18 protein-coding genes and 1 pseudogene are annotated in these 24,660 nt (G+C 63.3%); 11 read left to right on the top strand and 8 right to left on the bottom strand.

The features are described 5' to 3' along the window. The first annotated feature begins 136 nt into the window (after positions 1 to 136). Together ACYVOC_RS00315 and mnmA are read left to right on the top strand one after the other, a co-directional pair. Positions 137 to 1,306, top strand: coding sequence for an IS4 family transposase (locus ACYVOC_RS00315; protein WP_461160496.1), 1,170 nt, complete (start codon positions 137 to 139; stop codon positions 1,304 to 1,306). Between the two features lie 150 nt (positions 1,307 to 1,456). Then, complete coding sequence (gene mnmA, locus ACYVOC_RS00310; protein WP_199563007.1) at positions 1,457 to 2,575, top strand: tRNA 2-thiouridine(34) synthase MnmA; 1,119 nt, start codon at positions 1,457 to 1,459, stop codon at positions 2,573 to 2,575. Between the two features lie 254 nt (positions 2,576 to 2,829). On the opposite strand, the gene ssb is transcribed toward mnmA, so the two are convergent. The 3 genes from ssb to ACYVOC_RS00295 all read right to left on the bottom strand — a co-directional run bounded on the left by ssb (position 2,830) and on the right by ACYVOC_RS00295 (position 8,314). Further along, a complete protein-coding gene (gene ssb, locus ACYVOC_RS00305; RefSeq protein ID WP_116701320.1) occupies positions 2,830 to 3,393 on the bottom strand; it encodes a single-stranded DNA-binding protein in 564 nt (187 codons plus the stop codon). A gap of 139 nt (positions 3,394 to 3,532) precedes the next feature. Further along, positions 3,533 to 4,720 (bottom strand): MFS transporter, encoded by a 1,188-nt coding sequence (locus tag ACYVOC_RS00300; RefSeq protein ID WP_461160495.1) that lies wholly within the window; start codon positions 4,718 to 4,720, stop codon positions 3,533 to 3,535. Positions 4,721 to 5,077: 357 nt separating this feature from the next. Next, positions 5,078 to 8,314, bottom strand: a complete 3,237-nt coding sequence (locus ACYVOC_RS00295; protein WP_461160494.1) for a fibronectin type III domain-containing protein — start codon at positions 8,312 to 8,314, stop codon at positions 5,078 to 5,080. A gap of 156 nt (positions 8,315 to 8,470) precedes the next feature. On the opposite strand from ACYVOC_RS00295, the gene ACYVOC_RS00290 reads away from it, so the two are divergent. Further along, positions 8,471 to 8,659, top strand: a complete 189-nt coding sequence (locus ACYVOC_RS00290; protein WP_461160493.1) for a hypothetical protein — start codon at positions 8,471 to 8,473, stop codon at positions 8,657 to 8,659. A gap of 346 nt (positions 8,660 to 9,005) precedes the next feature. Next, positions 9,006 to 9,257 (top strand): annotated as a pseudogene (locus ACYVOC_RS00285) (hypothetical protein); the annotation flags it as partial. 163 nt (positions 9,258 to 9,420) lie between these two features. Here the strand turns inward: ACYVOC_RS00285 and ACYVOC_RS00280 are convergent. Continuing rightward, entirely contained in the window at positions 9,421 to 11,859 is a 2,439-nt protein-coding gene (locus ACYVOC_RS00280; RefSeq protein ID WP_461160492.1) for an IPTL-CTERM sorting domain-containing protein, read from the bottom strand. A 576-nt stretch (positions 11,860 to 12,435) separates the two neighbouring features. Here ACYVOC_RS00280 and uvrA point away from each other — a divergent pair. The 5 genes from uvrA (at position 12,436) to ACYVOC_RS00255 (ending at position 19,539) form a co-directional block, all read left to right on the top strand. After that, positions 12,436 to 15,486, top strand: coding sequence for an excinuclease ABC subunit UvrA (uvrA, locus tag ACYVOC_RS00275; RefSeq protein ID WP_461160491.1), 3,051 nt, complete (start codon positions 12,436 to 12,438; stop codon positions 15,484 to 15,486). Between the two features lie 124 nt (positions 15,487 to 15,610). Next, positions 15,611 to 16,051, top strand: coding sequence for an acyl-CoA thioesterase (locus ACYVOC_RS00270; RefSeq protein WP_116005453.1), 441 nt, complete (start codon positions 15,611 to 15,613; stop codon positions 16,049 to 16,051). A 9-nt stretch (positions 16,052 to 16,060) separates the two neighbouring features. Beyond that, positions 16,061 to 16,990, top strand: coding sequence for an EamA family transporter (locus ACYVOC_RS00265; RefSeq protein ID WP_233521185.1), 930 nt, complete (start codon positions 16,061 to 16,063; stop codon positions 16,988 to 16,990). A 52-nt stretch (positions 16,991 to 17,042) separates the two neighbouring features. Next, a complete protein-coding gene (locus tag ACYVOC_RS00260) occupies positions 17,043 to 18,425 on the top strand; it encodes a D-serine ammonia-lyase (RefSeq protein WP_461160490.1) in 1,383 nt (460 codons plus the stop codon). Next, on the top strand, positions 18,412 to 19,539 hold the full coding sequence (locus tag ACYVOC_RS00255; RefSeq protein WP_461160489.1) for an NAD(P)/FAD-dependent oxidoreductase: 1,128 nt from the start codon (positions 18,412 to 18,414) through the stop codon (positions 19,537 to 19,539). Before ACYVOC_RS00260 ends, ACYVOC_RS00255 begins: the two co-directional genes overlap by 14 nt. A gap of 100 nt (positions 19,540 to 19,639) precedes the next feature. Here ACYVOC_RS00255 and pyrF read toward each other — a convergent pair whose 3' ends face one another. The 3 genes from pyrF to metX are packed head-to-tail and all read right to left on the bottom strand — an operon-like array spanning position 19,640 to position 22,242. Then, on the bottom strand, positions 19,640 to 20,470 hold the full coding sequence (pyrF, locus tag ACYVOC_RS00250; RefSeq protein ID WP_461160488.1) for an orotidine-5'-phosphate decarboxylase: 831 nt from the start codon (positions 20,468 to 20,470) through the stop codon (positions 19,640 to 19,642). A gap of 9 nt (positions 20,471 to 20,479) precedes the next feature. Then, on the bottom strand, positions 20,480 to 21,067 hold the full coding sequence (metW, locus tag ACYVOC_RS00245) for a methionine biosynthesis protein MetW (RefSeq protein WP_116005458.1): 588 nt from the start codon (positions 21,065 to 21,067) through the stop codon (positions 20,480 to 20,482). Next, on the bottom strand, positions 21,064 to 22,242 hold the full coding sequence (gene metX, locus ACYVOC_RS00240; protein WP_461160487.1) for a homoserine O-succinyltransferase MetX: 1,179 nt from the start codon (positions 22,240 to 22,242) through the stop codon (positions 21,064 to 21,066). The genes metW and metX overlap by 4 nt, the downstream gene beginning before the upstream one ends. A gap of 381 nt (positions 22,243 to 22,623) precedes the next feature. Here metX and ACYVOC_RS00235 point away from each other — a divergent pair, with 381 nt between their 5' ends. Together ACYVOC_RS00235 and ACYVOC_RS00230 are read left to right on the top strand one after the other, a co-directional pair. Continuing rightward, a complete protein-coding gene (locus tag ACYVOC_RS00235) occupies positions 22,624 to 23,016 on the top strand; it encodes an RNA recognition motif domain-containing protein (protein ID WP_461160486.1) in 393 nt (130 codons plus the stop codon). A 257-nt stretch (positions 23,017 to 23,273) separates the two neighbouring features. Continuing rightward, on the top strand, positions 23,274 to 23,804 hold the full coding sequence (locus tag ACYVOC_RS00230) for an RNA recognition motif domain-containing protein (RefSeq protein ID WP_461160485.1): 531 nt from the start codon (positions 23,274 to 23,276) through the stop codon (positions 23,802 to 23,804). A gap of 54 nt (positions 23,805 to 23,858) precedes the next feature. Here the strand turns inward: ACYVOC_RS00230 and ACYVOC_RS00225 are convergent, their stop codons facing one another. Then, entirely contained in the window at positions 23,859 to 24,641 is a 783-nt protein-coding gene (locus tag ACYVOC_RS00225) for an SDR family oxidoreductase (protein ID WP_461160484.1), read from the bottom strand. Positions 24,642 to 24,660 lie beyond the last annotated feature (19 nt).

Raw genomic sequence — 24,660 nt, 5'->3', positions numbered from 1 at the left:
CCGGTTAAATCATATGCGCCGAGCCGAAGATCAAGCATTGGCGCGGCTTGCAGGCCGATTTTGTTTGGTGCCGACTTGAACTTCGCTGGACTAAAACCGCGTACTTTCCCGGGATTGGCTTTCCCGAGGAGTGCGCATGTATGTTGGCAAGACCCTGTTCGCCCAGGTCATGGAGTTCGTGCCCTGGATCAGTTTTTCCCGCATCGTCCATCGCTACCAAGGCAATGCCGGGGTTCGCACGCTGTCGTGCGCCGAGCAGTTTCGTGCCATGGCGTTCGCGCAACTGACCTGGCGCGAGAGCCTGCGCGACATCGAAGTCAGCCTCTCGGCCAACGCCACCAAGCTGTATGCGATGGGTTTTCGTTCGGCCGTCAAGCGCTCTACGCTGGCCGATGCCAACGAGTCGCGCGACTGGCGCATTTGGGCCGATCTGGCGGCGCTGCTCATCCGGCGGGCACGCAAACTCTATGTCGATCAAGCGCTTGCCCTCGATCTGGACAGCACCGTCTATGCGCTCGATTCGAGCACCATCGATTTGTGCCTGAGTCTGTTCGACTGGGCGCCATTTCGCTCGACCAAGGCCGCCATCAAGTTGCATACCCTGCTGGATTTGCGGGGCGCTATCCCCGCGTTCATCCACATCAGCGATGGCAAGCTGCACGACGTGAACGTGCTGGATATGCTGACTTTCGAGGCGGGCGCGTTCTACGTGATGGATCGGGGTTATCTGGACTTCGCAAGGCTGTATCGCCTGCATCAGGCCGGGGCGTTCTTTGTCACTCGGGCCAAATCGAATTTCAACGCCCGGCGCGTGTACTCGGCACCTTGCGATCGCTCCGAAGGGGTGATCTGCGATCAACGTGTTGCGCTGGGTGGCTTTTATGCCGCGCACGACTACCCCGAGCATATGCGCCGCATCCGTTTCAAAGACCCCGACTCGGGCAAGACGCTGGTCTTCTTGACCAACAACACCGCTCTGCCAGCCCTGACGATCTGCGCCTTGTACAAGCAACGCTGGCAGGTCGAGCTGTTCTTCAAGTGGATCAAGCAGCACCTGCGCATCAAGAAATTCATCGGCACCAGCGAGAACGCCGTCAAAACACAGATCTGGTGCGCTGTGGCCACCTACGTGCTGATCGCCATCGTCAAGAAGGAGCTTCACCTGGATGCCTCGCTCTACACATGTCTACAGATTTTGTCGGTCTCGGTTTTCGAGAAAACCGAGATTTCATGCGCCTTGCAGCTCGGTGAGCTACCGATCAAGTCTGATGGCGATGCTAACCAATTGATTTTGTTTGATTTTTAACCGGACAGTAGTGGGTGAACATGAGAAAAGGTCTACCGGGAGAAATTTACATAAAAACAACCTCTAAGCCATTACCAGAAAGCGCCAACAGCTATATTTACGATAGCACACTAAACACTGCGGTGCGGCGATAGCCGGATAATCAGCCCCATGAGCAAGCACAGAATCGTGGTAGGTCTGAGCGGAGGCGTCGATTCGGCCGTCACTGCCCATCTTTTGAAGCAACAGGGCCACGAAGTGGTCGGCATCTTCATGAAGAACTGGGAAGATGACGACGACAGCGAGTACTGCTCGTCCAACGTCGATTTCGTCGATGCGGCCGCCGTGGCCGATGTGATCGGCATCGAGATCGAGCACGTCAACTTCGCCGCCGAGTACAAAGACCGCGTGTTTGCCGAGTTCCTGCGCGAATACCAGGCCGGGCGCACGCCCAACCCCGATGTGCTGTGCAACGCCGAGATCAAGTTCAAGGCTTTCCTGGACCATGCCATGCGCCTGGGGGCCGAGAAGATCGCCACGGGCCACTACGCGCGCGTGCGCCAAAACACACAGTCCGGCCTGTTTGAATTGCTCAAGGGCCTGGACCCGGGCAAGGACCAGAGCTACTTTCTGCACCGCTTGACGCAGGCGCAGCTGGCAAAAACGCTGTTCCCCGTTGGCGAGTTGCACAAGACCGAGGTGCGCCGCATCGCGGCCGAGATCCACTTGCCGAATGCCAAAAAGAAGGACTCCACCGGCATCTGCTTCATTGGCGAGCGGCCGTTCCGCGAGTTCTTGAACCGCTATATCAGCCACGCGCCCGGCCCCATCCAGGACGAGCGGGGCCGCACGCTGGGCCGGCATGTGGGCCTGTCGTTCTACACCCTGGGCCAGCGCCAGGGACTGGGCATTGGCGGTGTGAAGGAAAAGGGCGCACAGCGCGGGGCGGGCGACCACGCGCCCTGGTTCGTGGCGCGCAAGGAGCTAGCGAGCAATACTTTGCGCGTGGTGCAGGGGCACGACCACCCCTGGCTACTGTCGCACCAGTTGGTGGCACAGGACGTGAGCTGGTGCGCAGGCCACGCGCCCGCGCCGGGCCCGTATGCCGCCAAGACGCGCTACCGCCAGCACGATGCCGCCTGCACGCTGACAGCGGTGCCCGACGGTTTCGCGCTCAGCTTCCCTGAAGCTCAATGGGCGGTGACACCGGGGCAGAGCGCTGTGCTGTACGACGGCGATGTGTGCCTGGGCGGCGGGGTGATCCAGACCGTTACCGTGCTGGCGCCCTGAACGCGGCCACGGATTTCCACCTCCACGATGGGCGTGGGTTTCTTGAAATCCACATGCAGTGAGCCGGTCACGAAGCGGCGGCGGCGGCGGCCGTGCTGTGGCAATCGATCAGCGAGGCCATCGACTCACCGTTTCAATTTAATAGTTTGCTTCTTCTTTCCGTGCATCACAAAAATGTTTGTTGCTAACGAAAAAGGCCCGCGCCTCCTTTGAAGCGCGGGCCTTCTATCCACAGAAAATTCTGTTTTTCTAACTCAGAACGGAATATCGTCATCCATATCGTCAAAACCTGAGGCGGCTCGCGGTGCCTGGGCAACGGGGGCAGGCGCAGGACGCTGCGGCGCAGGGGCTGCCGGACGCTGGGGTGGGGGAGGTGCAGCGCGGCGGGGAGCCTGTTCAAAGCCACCGCTCGGGTCGCCGCCGTAGCCACCATCATCGTAGCCACCCCCTTGCTGGCCACCGCCGCCTTGTCCGCCCATGCCCTGGCGGCTGCCCAGCATTTGCATCTGGTCTGCGCGAATTTCGGTGCTGAACTTTTCCACACCGGCCTGGTCGGTCCACTTGCGGGTGCGCAGGCTTCCTTCCACATACACCTGCGAGCCCTTGCGCAGGTATTGGCCCACGATTTCGGCGAGGCGGCCGTTGAACACCACGCGGTGCCACTCGGTCGCTTCGCGCATTTCGCCGCTCTGCTTGTCCTTCCACTTGTCGGTGGTGGCAATGGTGACGTTGGCCACCTGGTCGCCACTGGGGAAGGTACGGATTTCAGGATCGCGGCCCAGGTTGCCGACGATGATGACTTTGTTCACGGATGCCATGGTGTGGGGCCTGTAGAGAATGAAGAAAAAGAAACGGCACTACGGCCAGTGCGAAAACGAGGGTTCAAGCGCGCAATTGTGCCCCATCCGGCCTCGGCCAGGGTTGCTGACAGCGCGCATTACCGTGTTGAAAAAGCGATCAATGTCCGCCGTTGCCCTGCCGGGGGACGGGATGCAGCCCCCAACCGAGCACCAGCCACAAAACGCACAGTCCCGCTGTCACCGCAAACAACGTGGGCACACCAGACCACTTGACCAGTGCGCCGCCCAAGGCACCGCCCGCAAACAGGCCCAGTGACTGCAAGGTGTTGTAGGTGCCCAGGGCCGCGCCACGTACCTGGGGCGGCGCCATGCGCGAGACCAGGCTGGGCTGGCTGGCCTCCAGCGCATTGAAGCCGCAAAAGAAGACGAACAGCAGCAGCGCCAGCAGCCACAACGTGGGTGTGCCGCCGCTGGCCGACAGCAACCACAGCCCGCCTTGCACCACCAGGATGAGCGCCATGGCGCCCAGCAGCGCGGCGCGCAGGTGGCCGCGCCGCTCCAGCGCAAACAGCCCGCCCATGGCGACGAAGGACAACACCACCGCCGGCAGATACACCTGCCAGTGGTCGGCGCGACCCAGGCCCGCCTGTACCAGCATGGCGGGCACGGCCACCCACATCGAGAGCTGCACCGTGTGCAGGGTAAAAACGCCCAGGTTCAAGCGCAGCAAGTCGGGGTTCCTGAAGACCTCGGCCAGGCTGCCGCGCGGCCCCTGTCCGGCGTGGCCTGTCTCGGGCGGCACCCACCACACCACCACGGCAATACCGGCCAGCGCCAGCGCACAGGTCAGGCCAAACAGGCCCGCCAGGCCGACCTTCGCCGTCAGCAAGGGCGCGGCCACCAGGGCCACGGCAAACATCAGGCCGATGCTGCCGCCCACCAGCGCCATGGCCTTGGTGCGCACACCGTCGCGTGTCTGGTCCGCCAGCAAGGCGGTGACGGCGGCCGAGACCGCGCCAGCCCCTTGTATCGCCCGGCCTGCAAGCAGGCCGGTGACGCTATCGGCCAAGGCCGCCAGCAGACTGCCCGCGGCAAAAACCAGCAAACCGGCCACGATGATGCGTTTACGCCCAAACCGGTCGGACGCCATGCCCAACGGCAGCTGCAGCACCGCCTGCGTAAGGCCGTAAATGCCCATGGCCAAGCCCACCAGCGCCGGGTCATCCCCACCGGGGTATTTGCGCGCCTCAAGAGCGAACACGGGGAGCACCAGAAACAGGCCCAGCATGCGCAGCGCAAAGATCAGCGCCAGGCTGATGCTGGAGCGGCGCTCCAGCGCGGTCATGCGTGTGCTGGGGGGTGTGGGCCGCGTTGCAGTAGCGGCTGACTGGGAAGAATAATCTGGCACGGTGTGCGCTGAGGTCCGATGAAGCAAAACCGGGATTTTCGCCCATTGGCCGTCGAGGTGCCGACATGGCTGCAAACTTGGCGCCAGCCTGTGCCCCGCTCCAAGCGCTGGGCTATGCACACCATCCGGCGCACGCCCCGGGTCTGCACCAAGCACGAGGAAACTCGCGATGCTCCGCAGCGCGAGACGTCCCACCCGTTACATTTAAGGCAAAAACTGCTTCTAACGCCTTCTGGATAAGCGCCAGCAGCTATTGTTTTAGGAGTTTTGTGGTCATCACACAGGGGCCACCCCTCATCCCTTCATGAGGCCCCGCTGTCTGCGCCAGCCCAAGAACCCCAGCATGGCCGACAGCAGCCCCAGCGCCCACGGCGCATCCACGGGAATGGCCACCGCGCCGCCCCCGACAGGGCCCGCTGCCAACGCAAAGGGGTCGCTGATACGGCCCGGGGTTGCATCAGAGTCCCCCGCGCCGTTGTCCGTGATGGTGTAGGTCACCGTCAGGCGATCAGCGCTGAGCGTGGCGCTACCCAGTTGGAACCAGGTGGATGCCGCCACCACGCCACCAACGGCAGGGGTGGCGGGGCCGTACTTCCAGAACTGGATGCCTGCAGGCAGCGGTTGGGAATAGGTGATCGTCATCGTCACCGAACCGGTGCAGCCCGTGGACTGGAAGGCGTACTCCCCATACGGCATGGTCACGCCTGCTGGGGCGGGATTGGACAATCCGGAAAAACCGCTGGTGGCGGCCAGCGTGCAAGCGGGCCCAACACCAGAAAGATTTGCCGTCGCAGCACCCGCCATGCCCGGAGGCGTACCCGTCACCGTGAGCAGGCGGGGCGTTACCGCGTTGGATGCGGCCGATGGCGCGCCCGTACCGACAGCGTTTTTCGCCTTCACTGTAAACGTATACGTCGTGCCGTTGGTGAGGCCCGTAAAGGTAACCGGCGAGGCGGTGCCCGTGGCCGTCGCGCCCCCAGGGCTGGCGGTAACGGTGTATCCGGTGATCGCGCTTCCACCCGTGAAGGCCGGAGGGGTGAATGCCACAGTGGCCTGCGCATTCGCAGCGCTCGCCGTGCCGATGGTCGGCGCGCCCGGCGCCACGGCATTCACGGTGAAAGTGCGGGTCACCTGGGTCGCAGGCAAATAGGAGCCATTGCCGGCTTGGTCGGCGTTGATGGTGCAACTGCCCGCCGTCACAAAGCTCAGCAGGCCGCCGCTGGTGATGGTGCACACGCTGGTGGTGGACGAGGTGAAGGTCGGCGTCAACCCTGAATCGGAGGTGGCGGTCAGCGTGGGCGTCGTACCGAAGTTCTGCGCGCTGGGGTTGGCGAAGGTGATGGTCTGCGTGGCCTTGGGCGTGATGCTGTTCGAGGCCGCCGAGGCGCCACCGGTGAGGGGCACAGCATTGGTCGCTGTCACCGTGAAGGTGTATGCCTGCCCATTGGTCAGCCCCGTCACGACAATCGGGGAGCTAGCCCCGTGCACAGGGGGTACATCGGGCGGGTTGACCGTCACGGTATAGCTGGTAATCGCTGAGCCACCGTTATTCGATGGGGCCACAAACGCAATGCTTGCCTGGGTGTCGCCTGCGATCGCCGTGCCGATAGTCGGCGCGCCCGGCGCCACGGGATTCACGGTGAAAGTGTGGCTCACCTGAGGGGCAGGCAGAAAGGAGGTATCGCCCGCCTGGTCCGCATTGATGGTGCAGTTGCCCGCGGCAACAAAGGTCAGGGTAATTCCACTGACAGTACACACTCCGGTCGTTGAAGAGGTGAAGGTCACAACATACCCAGCCCCTGCCGACGAACTGGCGGCCAGTGTGGGCGAAGTCCCAAAGTTCTGCGCCCCGGGATTGCCGAAGGTGATGGTCTGCGGCGCCGCAGGTATCACCGAGTTGGAGGCAGCCGATGCTGCGCCTGCGCCCGCACTGTTGGTTGCAGTGACGGTGAATGTGTAGGAAGTGCCGTTGGACAGACCTGTCACGGTAATGGGTGAACCCGAACCGGTGCCGGTAGCCCCCAACGGGTTCGAGGTCACGGTGTAACCGCCAGCAAGGATCGGAGTGCCGCCAGTGGAGGTCGGCGCGGTGAAGGTGACTGTGGCCTGGGTATCGCCCGCAGTTGCTGTGCCTATGGTGGGTGCGCCGGGCACGACGGCGTTCACGGTGAAGGTTTGGGTCACCGTGGTGGCCGCATTCCATACGGTGTTGCCGACCTGGTCGGCATCAATCGTGCAGCTGCCTGCAGTCACAAAGGTCAGTGCGCCGCCGCTGGTGATGGTGCAAACGCCGGGGGTAGACGATGTGAAGGTGGGCGCCAGGCTGGAGGTGGCCGAGGCCGTGGACGAGAAGTTGGGCGTGGTGCCGAAGTTCTGCGCGCCCGGGTTTGGGAAAGTGATGGTCTGGTTGCCCTTGGGCGTGGCGGCATTGGATGCCCCGGACGCCCCGCTGGTACCGACGGCATTGGAGGCCGTCACCGTGAAGGTGTAGGACGTGCCGTTGGTCAACCCGGTCACGGTCGCGGTGCAGGCCGTCGGCCCCGCGCAACTGCCGAAGGCCCCGCCCGGGTTGGCCGTGGCGGTGTAGGCGCTGATAGCCGAGCCACCATTGCTGCCCGGTGCGGTAAAGGTCACGCTCACTTGTCCATCGCCTGCAGTGGCCGTGCCTATGGTGGGGGCGCTGGGCGCCGTGGGCATCGCTACGGTGTGGGCCGTGCCGCTGGTGTAGGCGGCTGGGCCTGCATTACCCACGCCGTCCGCGATATTGGTCCCTGCTTTTAAGTCAAGGCGCAAAGTGCCATTGCCGGTAATGCCGCTTACCGTCACATTCACGCTGGTCCCCGATGAAGCGGAAACGTTGGAGATAGTGCCCGCCGCTGACCCGGTAGCCGTTAATTGAAAATCATCGGGAGAGATGTTGTTGACCGAAGTGTTGAAGGCAACAACAAAATCTATGCTGGTGGCTGTGTTGGCCGGCGAGCCGCTTAAGGTTATCGACGTAACTGCCGGGGGTAAATCGTCGACCAAGGTAATGGTGAATGCCTCTTCATAAAATGCAGCGCTGTTGTCGGTGGTGCGAATACGAACGCTATAGAGGCCGGCAGCCAGATTCGATGCATTGTTTGCGCGAAGTGACGATCCGCTGATATTGAAACTGGCGTTATCGACACTGCCTGCTCCAGCCACCAGGGTGTAGGTGTGCGTGTTTCCCACATCGGCATCGGTGGAACTCAGCGCCCCCACCACGGCGTTGACGCCGCCGCTCTGGTTGACGCTGGTGTTGGTCAGTGCAATGTCGGTTGGCGGGGTGTTGGCGACCGTGGACGTGAAAGTGAAAATGACGGTGCCGTTATCGTTTTGGGGACTGGGCGGTAAGAGAAAGGTGATTGTCTTGCCGCTTGCCGATGCTGAGTAGTTCGCTGCATTCGCGGCTGTTCCACCAGTTAGTGTGACGCTGGTGATCTGGCCGAGGTTTCCGCCACTGAAAACGGCCTCGAACTGGGGAACAGACCACTCATTGCCGAAATTCATAGTGAGTGTGACCGTCGAGGCTACCGGGTCAACATCAAACAACTTGATCCCGTCGCCACCGCTCAGGTCATGCTCTACGCCTGAGCCTACCGCTACAGGAGATATGACAGGCGAGCCGCTCACCGTGATTTCAACCTGAGTACCCACTGTGCTTGCGTGCAGACCAAAGCTCGCCAAGCTGGCAAGGCAACCCAGGAAAAGCGTAACGGCCCAGCGGCGCATGAAGGTGAGCAAGTGTTTGATCTGATGCACTTGCATTGGGCTGGGCGTAGGCTGCATGAGGAAGTCCATTTCAAAAACGAAAGCTTTCAGCGCTTTTTGCAAAAGGGGCTGAGAAAAATCTGATGCATAACGACGACCAAGCGTGGCTATGCATGTACGGGGTTGAACATCGGTAGGTCATGCAGCCGCTCGCGTTGTGCGCGGGTGACGGAAAACGGTTGTGCGTGTAGGTTCGCGGCAACAGGGGGCAGGCTTTGCGACATGGATGGGAGGCCAATTGTTACGGCGTAGCTTTTTTGCTATAAAAATAGTAGCTGCCAACGCTTTTCTGGTCTTGGTTTTTTGCCATAAATTGCCATGATCGACCGCGCATCCTAGAGGAATTGGGATAATTTGTGAATTACTGAAATTGGTGAATTTGACGCGCGGTCAAAGCGCCCAAAGGCAAGAAAGCGGGGACTCACCTGTCATCTTTTTGCGCCCCGCCGAAGGCGCCTACCTCGCCCGCGCCCTGCGCGAGCAACGCATCAGCATCCGGGGCGCGCGCACGCACAACCTCAAGAACATCGACCTCGACATCCCGCGCAACCAGCTGGTGGTAATCACCGGGCTGCTGGGCTCGGGCAAGTCGAGCATGGCGTTCGACGCCCTGTATGCCGAGGGCCAGCGGCGCTATGCCGAGAGCCTGCCGGCCTATGCGCGGCAGTGTGTGGCGCCGCTCTGTCATGTGGTGCGCGATGGCCCGCCTGCCTTTGCCCTGGGGCACAGGAGGCGCAGCTTTGTTTTCAAACGGCTGGAGTTCTAATGGAAAAATGCCACCAGCGGTTACTAAAAAAGCGCTGGTAGCTATTAAAATCATAGTATTCTTACCTGAAATACTGCACTTACCCCTGCACCGCACGCTGCCTGCGCCAAGCCAGCCCCCCCATCAGGGCCGACAGCAGAGCCAAGGCCCAGGGGGCGTCCACAGGGATGGACGTGACCGGGCCGCCCGGCCCGGCGGCGAAGATGACCGGGGCAATCGGGTCGGCAATGCGCCCCGGGGCGGGGTCCGAATCGCCTACGCCGCCGTCGGCCACGGTGTAGCTCACGGTCTGGCGGTTGTTGCTCAGGACCAATGGACCCGTCCATTCAAACCATTCGCGGGTGCTGGCGCCCGCTGTCTTGGGGCCATATTTCATGAATTTCACGTTCAACGGCAGGGGCTGTGGGTAGTTCAGTGTGATGGTCACGGCGGTGCTGCAACCCGTGGCCAGGTACTCGAACGTGCCATAGCTCAACAGTGCGCCGGGCGGCAGCTTTGAGGTGAACTGGGCACTTGCGAGCCTGCAGTTGGGGTCGGCTACCGGGTCTGTGGTTGCCGCCGTGGCCGAGGCATTGCCACCGGTCACCGTGCCGGTGACGGTGGTGGCTGGTGTAATGCTGTTGGAGGCAAGCGACGGCAAGCCCGGGCCCGCTGCGTTGGTCGCGGTAACGGTGAAGGTGTAGGCCGTCCCGTTGGTCAGGCCGGACACGATGACTGGTGAGCCGGCCCCAGTGCCGGTCAACCCCCCTGGACTGGAGGTGACGGTATAGCCGGTGATGGGCGCGCCGCCGGTGAAGGGTGGGGCCGCAAAGGCAATGGTGGCCTGGGTGTCGCCAGCGATGGCGGTGACAGCCGTGGGAGCGGCAAGCCCGCCTGCAGGACCCACCTTGACCGCGATGGACGAGATTGCGCTGGTGTTGGCGCCGTCCGACACGGTGAACGTGATGGTTCTGGTGGAGAAGCCCCCCACAGGAACCGAGGGATCAGCGCCTGAACGAAAACTGAGCGTGCGAAGCACGGCCTGGTAGTCCGCTAATGATGCGGTACCCGTCAGCGTAAGGACTCCGGTGCCCGCGTTGTAAGACGCCGTGATGCCGGGTGCCGTCTGGACAGTCAGCAGATCGGTGCTGACAAAGCCCTGGCTGATCGACACCGTTGCCGAGGTCAAATTGGTGCTATCGGCATCAAACACCTGCAATTGCGGGTCGAGAATACTGGCGCCGCCGTTGAAGGCCGCCGTTGTCTGGGCCACAGACAACCGAACCACAGGAGTGGGCAAGGCAAACGCCACCAGCGAATTCGCCACTTGCCCGGCCACGTATAGATGGCTGCTGGAGGGATCTGTGGCCATGCCTGATGGCGAAGACATATTCGTCAGGCCATTCACTCCGTTGATGGCAACGGCGTTGAATGTCAGCAGCCCTGTCGCTGGATCGCGGTCAAACGCCGTGACAGAGCTTGAACTGATCGCACTGGCGTAAACATACTTACCATCTGGGCTGATGGCCAAACTGCGTACTCCCTGCAAATTAGAAACTCCACCCACTCCATGGGTCACTTTGTCGATGTAAGTTAATCTGCCGTCAGTGCGATCCACTCTGAATATGGCAATGGACGATTCGCCTTGACCGCTCACATAAAGATAATCGCCATCCGGGGTAATTTTGACTGACGAAGCAGCCTGCAAGCCATCGACGCCTGCCACGTTATCGACATAAACAGCCTGCTGCGTCAGTGCCCCTGTTGCCGTATCGCGACTGAATAAGGAAATTGCATTGTCTATTGTCGACGTGACATAGACAAACTGCCCATTCGCACTGAATGCGATGTTTTTGATCGGACTGCCTGTCGGACTGAACACCTGCCCCAAGGCATGCCCATTCGTGTTGTCAGCATAATCTGCCACACGTGCAATTGCGCCGGTATTCATGTCCCGACTGAATGCCACCAAGCCACTGGGACTGCCTCCCACGCCATAAACAGTTTTGCTGTCAGGGCTCACACTCACAGAAACAAACCCCCCGGTTGGGGAGCCCGACGCGGAGCCGACCGAGGTCAATGCACCTGTTGCAATATCTCGTGAAAACGCGTATACCACGCTCCCTGTAGGTGAGGCGGCATATACGCTTTTGTTGTCCGGGCTGACATCTACGGAAAAAGCAGCGGAAACTCCCGTGTTAGTTGACCTGTATGTCAATCTTCCAGTTGCCGGGTCGCGCTCAAAAACACTCAGCGCAGACGCTTGATAAGAGGCGGTATAAACAAATTTACCATCGGCACTTACTGCGACATCGCTGATGCCCAACAGACCTGTCACGCCATTGACATTGTTTGTATACGTTTCAACATGATTGATTGCACTGGCAGAAACCGATGTCGCAAGCATGGAACATATCGCCAACACCAGGCAGGAAACGATCTGAGATAGGTGAGCGCACATAAATTTGTGCCATTTTTCGAAATAAAACCATGTCATCTCATTACTCCCGTTCGATATTTTTTTGTGTTGCAGCGGCATGACTCATGAAAGGTTTGGGCAGTTCTTCAAAAATCTTTCATGACCGCCGTCATCTTGCCGCCGCCAGGACGAAGTAGTGCTCAGCACTCCAGCGCGGGTATGGTCTTGGCGCCATGCGCCAAGACAGTGCTTTGCCGGTAGGTGCGGCGTTTCAGGGAATGCAAGACATGCTTCCAGCGCATTGGTCTGCCTGGGTTTCTGGCATCAGCCAGGCTGGTCAGGTCCCCAACAGGCCCAGCATGGCCATGCAGTTGCTCGCGTTGTGCGCGCGTGACACAGAGCGGCTGTGCATGGAAATGGGGGGCAACAGGGGAAGGGCTTTGCGGCATGTGGTGGAGGCAAAATTTTTACGGCACTGCTTCTGCCGCTATAAAAACAGAAGCGATATGCGCCCTGTCAACATTGATTTTGGTCAAGAAAACACTCGATAAGTGTGCATACTAAGGGAATTGAAAATATTTGTGTACCAAGTAACTGCGGTGTACTCGGGTTTGTGCTCAGTGCAGAGTGCGCAAGGTCTCAGTGAGCGTTGGCGTTGACCTATCATGGTGGGTTCGACTTTTTCAAGCTTGGCCGATGCCGTCTTCCGACAACTCTCCCGAAAAACCTCCCTCGGAGCACGAAGGCCGCAATTTGGCCCGCGCCCTGCGCGAGCAGCGCATCAGCATCCGGGGCGCGCGCACGCACAACCTCAAAAACATTGACCTCGACATCCCGCGCAACCAGCTCGTCGTCATCACCGGGCTGTCGGGCTCGGGCAAATCCAGCCTGGCGTTCGACACGCTGTATGCCGAAGGCCAACGCCGCTATGTGGAAAGCCTGTCGGTCTATGCGCGGCAGTTTCTCGGGCGGCTCGATAAGCCCGATGTGGACCTGATTGAAGGCCTGTCACCGGCGATTTCCATCGAGCAAAAGGCCACCAGCCACAACCCACGCTCCACCGTCGGTACGGTCACCGAGATCCACGACTACCTGCGCCTGCTGTTCGCCCGTGCAGGCACGCCCTACTGCCCTGACCACGACCTTGCGCTGGCCTCGCAGACGGTGAGCCAGATGGTGGACGCCGTGCTGGCCCTGCCCGAGGACACAAAGCTGATGATCCTGGGCCCGCTGGCCCGCGAGAAGAAGGGCGAGTTCACCGAACTGTTCGCCGAGATGCAGGCCAAGGGGTATGTGCGTTTTCGGGTCGATGGCCAGATTTACGAGCACAGCAACCTGCCCGCGCTCAAAAAGACCGAAAAACACAACATCGATGTGGTGATCGACCGTGTCAAGGTGCGGCCCGACCTGCAGCAGCGCCTGGCCGAGAGTTTTGAAGCGGCCCTGCGCGCGGGCGGCCAGGACGCCGGTGGCCGCGTGCTGGCGCTGGAGATGGACACCGGCGTGGAACACCTGTTCAGCGCCAAATTTACCTGCCCGGTGTGCAGCTATGCCCTGGGCGAGCTCGAACCCCGCCTGTTCTCCTTCAACTCGCCCATGGGCGCCTGCCCGTCTTGCGACGGGCTGGGCCAGCGCGAGGTGTTCGATGCGGCGCGCGTGGTAGCCTTCCCCAGCCTGAGTTTGGCCAGCGGCGCCATCAAGGGCTGGGACCGGCGCAACGGCTACTACTTCGCCATGCTCGAAAGCCTGGCGCGGCACTACGACTTCGATGTCGAAGCGCCCTTTGAATCACTCCCCGCCCCGGTGCAGCATGCCGTGCTGCACGGCTCGGGCGAGGAAGACATCGCCTTTAACTACATCCTCGACAGCGGTGCCTCCAAGGGCAAGTCCGTGGTCAAGAAGCACCCCTTCGAAGGCATCCTGCCCAACATGACGCGGCGCTACCGCGAGACCGACTCGACCGTGGTGCGCGAAGACCTGGCCCGCTACCGCAGCACCCAGCCCTGCCTTGATTGCCAGGGCGCCCGCCTGCGCCGCGAAGCGCGCCATGTGCGCGTAGGCGAAGGCGCCCAGTCCCGTGCGCTTTACGAGGTCAGCCACGCCACGTTGAACGAGGCGCACGCCTGGTTCGCCAGCCTGCAGCTCACCGGCGCCAAGGCCGGGATTGCCGACAAAGTGGTGCGCGAGATCGCCACGCGCCTGCAGTTTTTGAACGACGTGGGCCTGAATTATTTGAGCCTGGACCGCAGTGCCGAAACGCTCTCGGGGGGCGAGGCGCAGCGCATTCGTCTTGCGTCGCAAATCGGCTCTGGCCTGACGGGCGTGATGTATGTGCTGGACGAGCCCAGCATCGGCCTGCACCAGCGCGACAACGACCGCCTGATCGGCACGCTCAAACACCTGCGCGACATTGGCAACAGCGTGATCGTGGTCGAGCACGACGAAGACATGATGCGCGCGGCCGACCAGATCATCGACATGGGTCCCGGCGCCGGGGTGCATGGTGGGCGCGTGATGGCGCAGGGCGATTTTGATGCCGTGCGCAACCACCCCGACTCCCTCACCGGCCAGTACCTTGCGGGCACGCGCAGCATTCCGGTGCCACGCCGGCGCACCGCCTGGCTGCCGGTGGTGGCCGCCACCGCGCCGGTCGCCCGGGCAGAAGGCAAGTCGCGCTTTCCGGTCACCGAAGCCAGCCGCAAGCGCGCCGAACGCATGGCCGCACACGAGGCGCGCCAGGGCGACCTGCAGGCGCTGCGCGTGGTGGGCGCCACGGGCCACAGCCTGCAAAACGTGAGCGTGGACTTCCCCGTGGGGCTGCTCACCTGCGTGACGGGCGTTTCCGGCTCGGGCAAGAGCACGCTGGTCAACGACACGCTGTACGCCGCCGTGGCGCGCCAGCTGTACCGCGCGCATGACGAACCCGCCGCGCACGAAGCCATCGAGGGCATCGAGTATTTCGACAAGGTCATCAACGTCGATCAGAGCCCCATTGGCCGCACGCCGCGCAGCAACCCCGCCACCTACACCGGCCTGTTCACGCCGATCCGCGAGCTGATGGCCGAGGTGAACACCGCCAAGGAACGCGGTTACGGCCCCGGGCGTTTCAGTTTCAACGTCGCCGGTGGACGCTGCGAGGCCTGCCAGGGCGACGGCGTGGTGAAGGTGGAGATGCACTTCCTGCCCGACGTGTATGTGCCCTGCGACATCTGCCACGGCCAGCGCTACAACCGCGAAACGCTCGAAGTGCAGTGGAAGGGCAAGAACATTGCGCAGATTCTGGAGCTGACGGTGGAAGACGCGCACGCCTTCTTCAAGGACGTGCCGACGATTGCGCGCAAGCTGCAGACGCTGCTCGATGTGGGCCTGAGCTATATCCGCCTGGGCCAGAGCGCCACGACCCTCTCGGGCGGCGAGGCGCAGCGCGTCAAATTGGCGCAAGAGCTTTCCAAGCGCGATACCGGCCGCACCCTCTACATCCTGGACGAGCCCACCACCGGCCTGCACTTTGCCGACATCGACCTGCTGCTCAAGGTGCTGCACCAGCTGCGCGATGCGGGCAACACCATCGTCGTCATCGAGCACAACCTGGACGTTATCAAGACCGCCGACTGGATCATCGACATGGGCCCCGAAGGCGGCGCCGGGGGCGGCACCGTGGTGGCCCAGGGCACGCCGGAGGATGTGGCGGCGAATCCGGCCAGCCACACCGGCCAGTATTTGCGGCGGTATTTGAGTTTGGATTGAAAATGGGCTCTAGCGCTTGTGGAACAAGCGCTAGTTGCTCTCTTTTTCATACAAACAACGTACGCTTATGATTGCCCCCCATAATGGGGCCAACGCCGCTTTTCGGCCCACCCGAGGACAGCCCATGCACTCCATCACACTGCGCTTCATGGCATCACACAACGACGGCATCCATGCCTCGGGCAAGGTCAGCGGGGGCACCGTGCTGCGCTGGGTGGACGATGCCGGCCTGGCCTGCGCCATGGGCTGGGCCAAGGGCCCTTGCGTGACGGCCCTGGTCAGCGGAGCACAGTTTGCCCACCCCGTGCTGGTGGGCGACCTGGTGGAGGTGCTGGCCAAGGTGGCCTACACAGGCACCACCAGCATGGGCATTGCAGTGGAGGTGTACCGTTGCGCGCTGCCGGGCAGCCCGATGCAGCAAGTGTTGCGCTGCTCCACCGTCTACGTGGCGGTGGATGCCGAAGACCGCCCGCGCCCCGTGGACAGCTGGAGCCCGGAAACCCCCGGTGACATGGCGCTGGCCGAGCATGTGCGCGCCCACATCAACACCGTGCGCACGAGTTAACCCGCGCCCATGCCGCAATCGACCCGCCCCATGGGCGCCATGGACCTTTTCAGCGCCCTGGCCGTGGTGGTGATCTGGGGACTGAACTTCATCGCCATGAAGTGGGGCTTGCTCCACTTCACGCCGTTCCAGCTGGGCGCCGTGCGCTATGCGTTTGCCGCGCTGCCCATGGTGCTGCTGGTGCGTGCGCCGCGCCTGCACTGGCGCTGGGTGTTGCTGTTCGGGCTGTTCCAGGGGGTAGGGCAGTTCAGCTTTGGGTTCTTTGCCCTCAAGCTGGGCATGACGGCGGCGCTGGCCAGCGTACTGATGCAGACGCAGGTGTTCTTCACCGCCCTGTTCGCCTTTGCCGCGCTGCGCGAAACCCCCAACCGCCCGCTGCTGCTGGGCATGGGGCTGGCCGCCATCGGCTTGGCGTGCTTCGGCATGAACTTCGTGGGCCCGCAGACCGGCGGCGCGGGCGGTGCCACGCTGATCGGCATCGTGCTCACCTTGTGCGCGGCGGCGTCGTGGTCGGTGTCCAACATCATTTCGCGCCTGGCGCTCAAGGCCGCGCCGGGGTATGACCCGCTGTCCTTCGTTGTCTGGAGCAGCCTGGTGCCCATACTGCCGTTTGCAGCCCTCTCGGCCCTGACGGACGCTAACGCCAGCCAGTGGCTGCACCTGCAGACCTGGGCCGCACTGCCCGCGGTGGCCTGGGGCTCGGTCGCTTACCTGGGCTGGGCCGCCACCATCGTCGGCTACGGCCTGTGGACCCGGCTGCTCACGCGCTACCCGGCCAACCGCGTGGCGCCGTTCAGCCTGGGGGTGCCGGTGGTCGGCCTGGCCTCGGGTCTGCTGGTACTGGGCGAGGTGGTGACGGCCTGGCAATGGGCGGGCACGGCCTGCGTAGTGGCTGCGCTGGGCTGCGTGGCACTGGGGCCGCGGTTTGGTATGAAATAGCGTTGTAACGCTTATAAGTATTACGCAAACAGCTATCAAAAATAAAGCACACATGACCTCACTTCTTCCACCCGTTGCCTCCAGCCTGCAAGACCGCCTGCGCGCCGCGCAGCCTTGCCTGTGGACCCATTCGGGCCGCAGCGCCGCAGTGGAGGCGCAACTATCGGTGGGCACGGCGATGGTGGGCGTACAAGACATACAGGCCGCCAGCCAACGCTTTGCACGTTGCGCCGGACTTTTGGCCACACTGTTCCCCGAGCTGCAAGCCAGCGGCGGCGTGATCGAGTCGCCCTTGGTTCCCACACCCGCCCTGGGCCGCGCCCTGGGGTTGGCCCCGCAGGCCGGTGCCCTGTGGGTCAAGTGCGACCACAGCCTGCCGGTGGCCGGCTCCATCAAGGCGCGCGGCGGCATCCACGAGGTGCTGGAGTTTGCCGAAGGGTTGGCACTGCAGCACGGCCTGCTGGCGCCGGGGGACGATTGCAACGCCCTGGCAACGCCCGCCGCACGCGCCCTTTTTGCCCGCTACCAGGTGGCCGTGGGCTCCACGGGCAACCTGGGGCTGTCCATCGGCGTGGCGGCGTCCAGCCTGGGCTTTCGCGCGGCAGTGCACATGTCTGCCGACGCCAAGGAATGGAAAAAGGAGCGCCTGCGCCGGCGCGGCGTCGAAGTGGTGGAGCACACGGGTGACTACGAAAAAGCCGTGGCCGCAGGACGCGCCCAGGCCGCAACCGACCCGTTCTGCCACTTTGTGGACGACGAGCGCTCGCTCTCGTTGCTGCGCGGCTACAGCGCTGCGGCCCCGGCGCTGCAGGCACAACTGGCCCAGGCCGGTGTGCGGGTGGATGCCACGCACCCGCTGTTCGTCTACCTGCCCTGCGGCGTGGGCGGCGCACCGGCGGGCATTACCATGGGCCTGCGCCAGCTGTTCGGGCCGCATGTGCACTGCTTCTTTGCCGAGCCGGTGCAGTCGCCCTGTTTTCTGGTGCAAATGCTGACCGGGCCGCACGACCACCCCTCGGTTTACGACTGGGGCCTGACCAACCAGACCGAAGCCGATGGCCTGGCCGTGCCCCGGGCCTCGCTGCTGGCCGCGCTGCTGATGCAGCCGCTGCTCTCGGGCATCTACACCGTGCAGGACGCCACCTTGTTCCAGCACCTGGCGCTGGCGCACGACACCGCCGGGCTGCGCATCGAACCCTCGGCGGCCGCAGGGTTCTCGGGCCCCGGCATGCTGACCGGCACTGCCGAAGGCCGCGCCTGGCTGCAGGCACAAAACCTTGCACCCCACATGGCGCAGGCCACCCACCTCGCGTGGACCACGGGCGGGCTGTTGGTGCCCGATTCGGAATACGCTTTGTTTCTGCAACGCGGGCGCGCGCCGTCACCAGCGGCCAGCATCCCACCACCCCAGGAGGCTCCCCATGGAAACGCTTGACTTCGCCATCATCGGCGCCGGCATGGCCGGGGCCAGCGTCGCCTGGCAGCTGGCTGGCCAGGCCAGCGTGCTGCTGCTGGAACGCGAGTCGCAACCCGGTTACCACACCACGGGCCGATCGGCTGCGCTGTTCATGGAGACCTATGGCACACCGCAGATACGGGCGCTGACCCGCGCCAGCCGCACCTTTTTTGAACAGCCTCCCCCCGGCTTTTGCGACAGCCCCATCCTCTCGCCGCGCGGTGTACTGTTTGTGGCGGCGCCCGATCAGCTGGACCAGTTGGAGAACACCTGGCGGGAACTGCACGAGCACTCCCCCAGCCTGCAGCGCCTGAGCCCCGCCGAACTGGTGGAGCGCGCACCCTGCCTGCGCCTGGAGGCGCTGGGCGGTGGCCTCGCCGAATCCGGCGCGGCCGACATGGATGTACACGGCCTGCACCAGGGCTACCTGCGCGGCCTGCGCCAGCGGGGCGGCACGGTGCGCACCAACGCCGAAGTGGTGGCGTTGTCGCGCGCGGACGGGCTGTGGACAGTCACCCTGGCCGACGGCAGCCGCGTGCAGGCGCGCACCGTGGTCAACGCCGCCGGAGCCTGGGCCGACGTGGTGGGCCAGATGGCGGGGGCCGCACCCATTGGCCTCACGCCCTGCCGCCGCACGGCCTTCACCTTTCCCGCACCCGACGGCCTGGATCTGCCCTCGCTGCCCGCCATCATTGCCGTGGACGAGAGCTTCTACATCAAGCCCGACGCGCGCCAGCTGCTGGGCTCTCCGGCCAACGCCGACCCCATGCACCCGCACGATGTGGCGCCTGAGGAAATTGACGTGGCCACGGGCATCTGGCACATCGAGCAGATGACCACGTTCCAGATCCGCAGGCCGTCGCACACCTGGGCGGGGCTGCGCTCCTTCGTGCCCGACGGCGACATGGTGATCGGCTGGGACGGCCAGGTCGAAGGCCTGTTCTGGCTGGCAGCGCAGGGGGGCTACGGCATCCAGAGCGCGCCGGGCTACGCGCTGCTGGCGCGCAATCTGGCCCTGGGCGAGCCCCTGGACGCCGCGCTCACCGCGCAGGGCGTGGAAGCAGCGGCGCTATCGCCCCGGCGTTTGCGCTAGAAAAACGAGAGCTGCTTGCGCTGGATGGCATTGGGTTTCAGCATCAAATCACCCTGAAATCCAACCACTGCGAACGCTGGCCGCTCCTTTTTTTGAAGATTCAAGGCAGAGGAATCGCGGCCTGCAGCAGATTGCGCGTGCGCTGCGCCTCGTGCCGCGCGGCGCTGGCGAAGTCCGCGCCACTGCTGGCGTAGAGGATGGCACGCGAGGAGTTGACGATGATCGGACCATCCTGCCGCCAGCCCGCACGCACCGTGGCGGCGGCGTCGCCCCCCTGGGCGCCCACGCCGGGAATGAGCAGCGGCACCTGCGGCGCGATGGCGCGCACGCGCTCGATTTCGGCCGGGTAAGTGGCGCCCACCACCAGGCCCAGCTGGCCGTTCTTGTTCCACGGGCCTTGCGCCAGGCGCGCGATGTGCTCGTACAGCAGCGGCTGGCCGTCCACGCTGGCCAGGCGCTGGTTCTGGAAGTCGTCGCCGCCGGGGTTGGAGGTGCGGCACAGCAGGAAGGCGCCCTTGCCGGGGTAGCGCAGGTAGGGCTCGACCGAATCAAATCCCATGAAGGGCGAGAGCGTGACCGCATCAGCGCCATAGCGCTCGAACGCCTCGCGTGCGTACTGCTCGGCGGTCGAGCCGATGTCGCCGCGCTTGGCATCCAGGATCACGGGCACATGCGGCGCGTTGGCGCGCAGGTGCTGCATCAGGCGCTCGAGCTGGTCCTCGGCGCCGTGCGCGGCAAAGTAGGCAATCTGCGGCTTGAAGGCGCACACCAGGTCGGCCGTGGCGTCCACGATGGCGGCGCAGAAGTCGTAAATTTTGCGTGCGTCGCCCTGCATGCCTGCGGGAAAGCGCGTGGGTTCGGGGTCCAGCCCCACGCAGAGCATGGACTGGTTGCGTGCGGCCGCACCGCGCAGCATGTCAAGGAAGGTCATGGGGGGATTTTATGCAGAGCGCTCGAAGTGGAACACGGCCGTGCCCGCCCGCGCATTGGGCAGCCAGCGCACGGTTTCGCCTTCGTGCAGGCCGAAGGAGTCCAGGATGCGCAGCGCATTCTTGCTGGCCAGCACTTCAAAATCTTTGTACGTGCCGACGCGGATGTTGGGCGTGTCGTACCACTGGTAAGGCAGGCGGCGCGTGACCGGCATGCGCCCGCGCAGCACCGACAGGCGGTTGGGCCAGTGCGCAAAATTGGGGAACGCGACGATACCCGCGCGCCCCACGCGGGCGGTTTCGCGCAGCATGACCTCGGCGTTGCGCAGGTGGGGCAGGGTGTCGATCTGCAGCACCACGTCAAACGAGTTGTCCTCAAAAATGGCCAAACCTTCGTCCAGGTTGAGCTGGATGACGTTCACGCCCCGGCGTACGCAGGCGAGCACGTTGGCGTCGGCAATCTCCACGCCGTAGCCGCTGCAACTGCGCGTGCGCTGCAGGTAGTCGAGCATGGCGCCATCGCCGCAGCCCAGGTCGAGCACGCGGCTGCCTTCGGGCACCAGGCGCGCCAGCGCCTCCATGGTGGCTTTCTCGGTCATGCCAGCTCCTTTGCAATGCGGTCGAAATAGGCGCCAACGACGCCCAGGTAGCGCGCATCGTCGAGCAGAAAGGCGTCGTGTCCGTGGGGCGCGTCGATCTCGGCATAAGTCACGCTGCGCCGGTTGTCGAGCAGGGCCTTGACGATCTCGCGCGAGCGTTGGGGCGAGAAGCGCCAATCGGTGCTGAAGCTCACCAGCAGAAAATGGGCCGTGGCGCGCGCCAGCGCCTGGGTGAGGTCGCCACCAAAACCGCGGGCCGGGTCAAAGTAGTCGAGCGCGCGCGTGATCAGCAGATAGGTGTTGGCGTCGAAGTAGTCGCTGAACTTGTCGCCCTGGTAGCGCAGGTAGCTCTCAATTTGGAATTCAATATCCTGGGTGCTGTAGTGGTAGTCGCGCAGCAGCGTGGCCGGGTCGTCGGACGGCGCTGCCTGGCCTGCCAGCAGCTCGGGCGGCCTGAGGCTGCGGCCAAACTTTTCGTTCATCACGTCGTCGCTCAGGTAGGTGATGTGGCCGATCATGCGGGCAATGCGCAGGCCGCGTTTGGGAATGGCGCCGTGGCGGTAATAGTGGCCGCCATGGAAATCGGGGTCGGTCACGATGGCGCGGCGTGCCACCTCGTTGAAGGCAATGTTCTCGGCTGTGAGGTTGGGCGCGCTGGCCACCACCACCGCGTGGCGCACCCGCTCGGGGTACTGCAGCGTCCAGGACAACGCCTGCATGCCGCCCAGGCTACCGCCCAGCACAGCGGCCAGTTGCACGATGCCCAGCCGATCGAGCAGCCGCGCCTGGGCATCCACCCAGTCTTCCACCGTGACGACCGGAAAGTCGGCGCCATACACCTGGCCGGTATCCGGGTTCTCGTGCATGGGGCCGGTGGAGCCAAAACACGAGCCCAGGTTGTTTACACCGATGACGAAGAAGCGGTGGGTGTCCACCGGCTTGCCCGGGCCGATCATGTTGTCCCACCAGCCTTCACTTTTTTCCTGGCCTTCGTACACACCAGCCACATGGTGCGAGGCATTGAGCGCATGGCACACCAGCACGGCGTTCGAGCGCTGGGCATTGAGCGTGCCGTAAGTTTCAAAAGCGAGCGTGTAGCCCCGGATCGACGCACCGCTTTGCAGCGCCAGTGCGTCGGGGAAATGCATGAATTGGGGGACGGCAATCATTGGCATAAAAAAACCCGGTAACGCTAAAAACGGTACCGGGCGGCATGTCGGACGGTCTTTAGCTGAATTTATAAAGCGCCCGCAAGCTGTGGCAAATCGGCGCGTCGGGCAACTATAGCAAAGCTGGGGTGATCCCCACAGCGGCTGTGGGCACCTCCTGGGATGCGCGTGTTCTGCAACGCCCGGGGCCTGGGCTGAAGATTTTTGAAAATAAATATGCGGCCGCCAGGGGAATTGATTGATAATGGAACGGTTTTCTCGCCGGTAAATCCGGTTGGGACAACAGTGAGTCAGCGGTGAATGGTCAGTTTCGCGTCTTTGAAGTCGTCACAGGTTTGTTGATTGCGTCGGACTCCATCGCGTTTTTTGTTTTTTCAGGAGTCCTTCATGGGCAACAAACTTTACGTGGGCAACCTGCCCTACACTTTCCGCGACAACGATCTGGAGCAAACCTTCAGCCAATACGGCTCGGTTTCCAGCGCCAAGGTCATGATGGAGCGCGACACCGGCCGCTCCAAGGGCTTCGGTTTTGTCGAAATGGGCAGCGATGCTGAAGCCCAGGCCGCCATTGCTGGCGTGCATGGTCAAAACTTCGGCGGCCGTGACCTCGTGGTCAACGAAGCCCGTCCCATGGAGCCACGCGCTCCCCGCAGCGGCGGCTTCGGCGGCGGTGGTGGTGGCGGCTACGGTGGTGGTGGCGGCGGTGGCGGCTACGGTGGCGGTGGCCGCAGTGGTGGCGGCGGCGGTGGTGGCTACGGCGGTGGCCGTAGCAGCTACTAAGCACAGCCATTGGGGGCTCTATGCCTCCATGCTGAACAAAGGAGCCTCCGGGCTCCTTTTTTTGTGTCTTGTTGTGACACAGATCGTAAAAACCCTTGCTATGTGCCCAATACCAGGGGCCATAATGCGCCAGCGGGAATGGCCCGAATCTGGTTTGCGGTGATCCTTCTGTTGTACGCATAGAGCGTCGTCGAGATAAGCTGGTTGCGTTTCCGGGACTCCATCGCTTTTTCTTTGTGTTTTTGAGGAGTCCCTCGATGGGCAACAAACTGTATGTAGGCAATCTGCCATACGGCGTACGCGACAACGACCTGGAACAGGCCTTCAGCGCCTTTGGCCGCGTCACCAGCGCCAAGGTCATGATGGAGCGCGACACCGGCCGTTCCAAGGGTTTTGGTTTTGTCGAAATGGGCAGCGATGCCGAGGCCCAGGCAGCCATCAACGGCATGAATGGCCAGCCGCTTGGCGGCCGTGCCATCGTGGTGAATGAGGCCCGTCCCATGGAGCCCCGCCCACCCCGTTCAGGCGGTTTCGGTGGCGGCGGTGGTTATGGCGGCGGCGGTGGCTACGGTGGTGGTGGTCGCAGTGGCGGCGGGGGTTACGGCGGTGGCGGCCGTGAAGGCGGCGGTGGCTACGGTGGTGGTGGCCGCGAAAACGACGGTGGTTATGGCGGCGGCGGCCGCAGCGAAGGCGGATTTCGCAGCCCTTACGGTTCTGGCCCCCGTGGCGGCAGCGGTGGTGGCCGAGGCAATGGCGGCGGTTACGGCGGTGGCGGAAACAGCTACTGAGCCAGCGCTTTGCGCCACAGCAGAAAAGCTCCTTTTCGGGAGCTTTTTTCGTATTCAGCCGCCTTCCGCCTCCCGGTGCTTGCGTGGCCGACCGCTCAACAAGCGATCAAACAGCGGATTGGGCAGCAAGCGCAGTACTTTGGCAACCACACCCATCTGCCAGGGTATGACGCGGTAACTCGCACCTGCCTGGATGGCTGCAAAGGCCTTTTCGGCAAAGTCTTCGGGGCGCATGAGAAACGGCATGGCGTAGCGGTTCTTGCGCGTCAGCGGGGTATCGATATAGCCGGGGCAGATCGTGGAGACGCCTACACCGGCACCGCGCAGTTCTCCGCGCAGGCTTTCGCAGTAACTAATGATCGCAGCCTTGCTGGCGCAATAGGCGCCATGACCAGGCAGGCCCCGGATACCTGCCACGCTGCCCACCCCCACCAGCCGGCCACTGCCGCGCTGCACCATGGCGTGGATGAAGGGCTGGAACGTGGCGGCAGCGCCCACGGTATTCGTGGCAAATACGCGCGCCATGGCGTCCAGGTCAGCGCGCTCGGCGGTGTCCACACCCACGCTGATGCCGGCATTGGCGATCACCACATCGGGCACGCCCTGGCGCTGCATGCAGGCTTCGCCGGCGGCCACGATGCTATCGATATGCGAGACGTCTGCGCTGTAAATTTGATAGCTGCTTGCGCTTATTCCACAAGCCTCAGCCCATGATTTGATCTCTTGGGTACGGCGTGCCACCAGGGCCAGGCGCCAACCCGCACGGTGGTATCTGGCCGCGAGCGCCTGGCCAATACCGCTGGATGCACCGGTGATGAAAACAAGCGGTGGGGTCATGGGGGCTCCGGGCAGGACG

The organism is Simplicispira piscis (genome assembly GCF_054783455.1).
The sequence above is the reverse complement of the archived record's forward strand: the minus strand, read 5'-3'. Positions and strand labels throughout refer to the sequence as shown.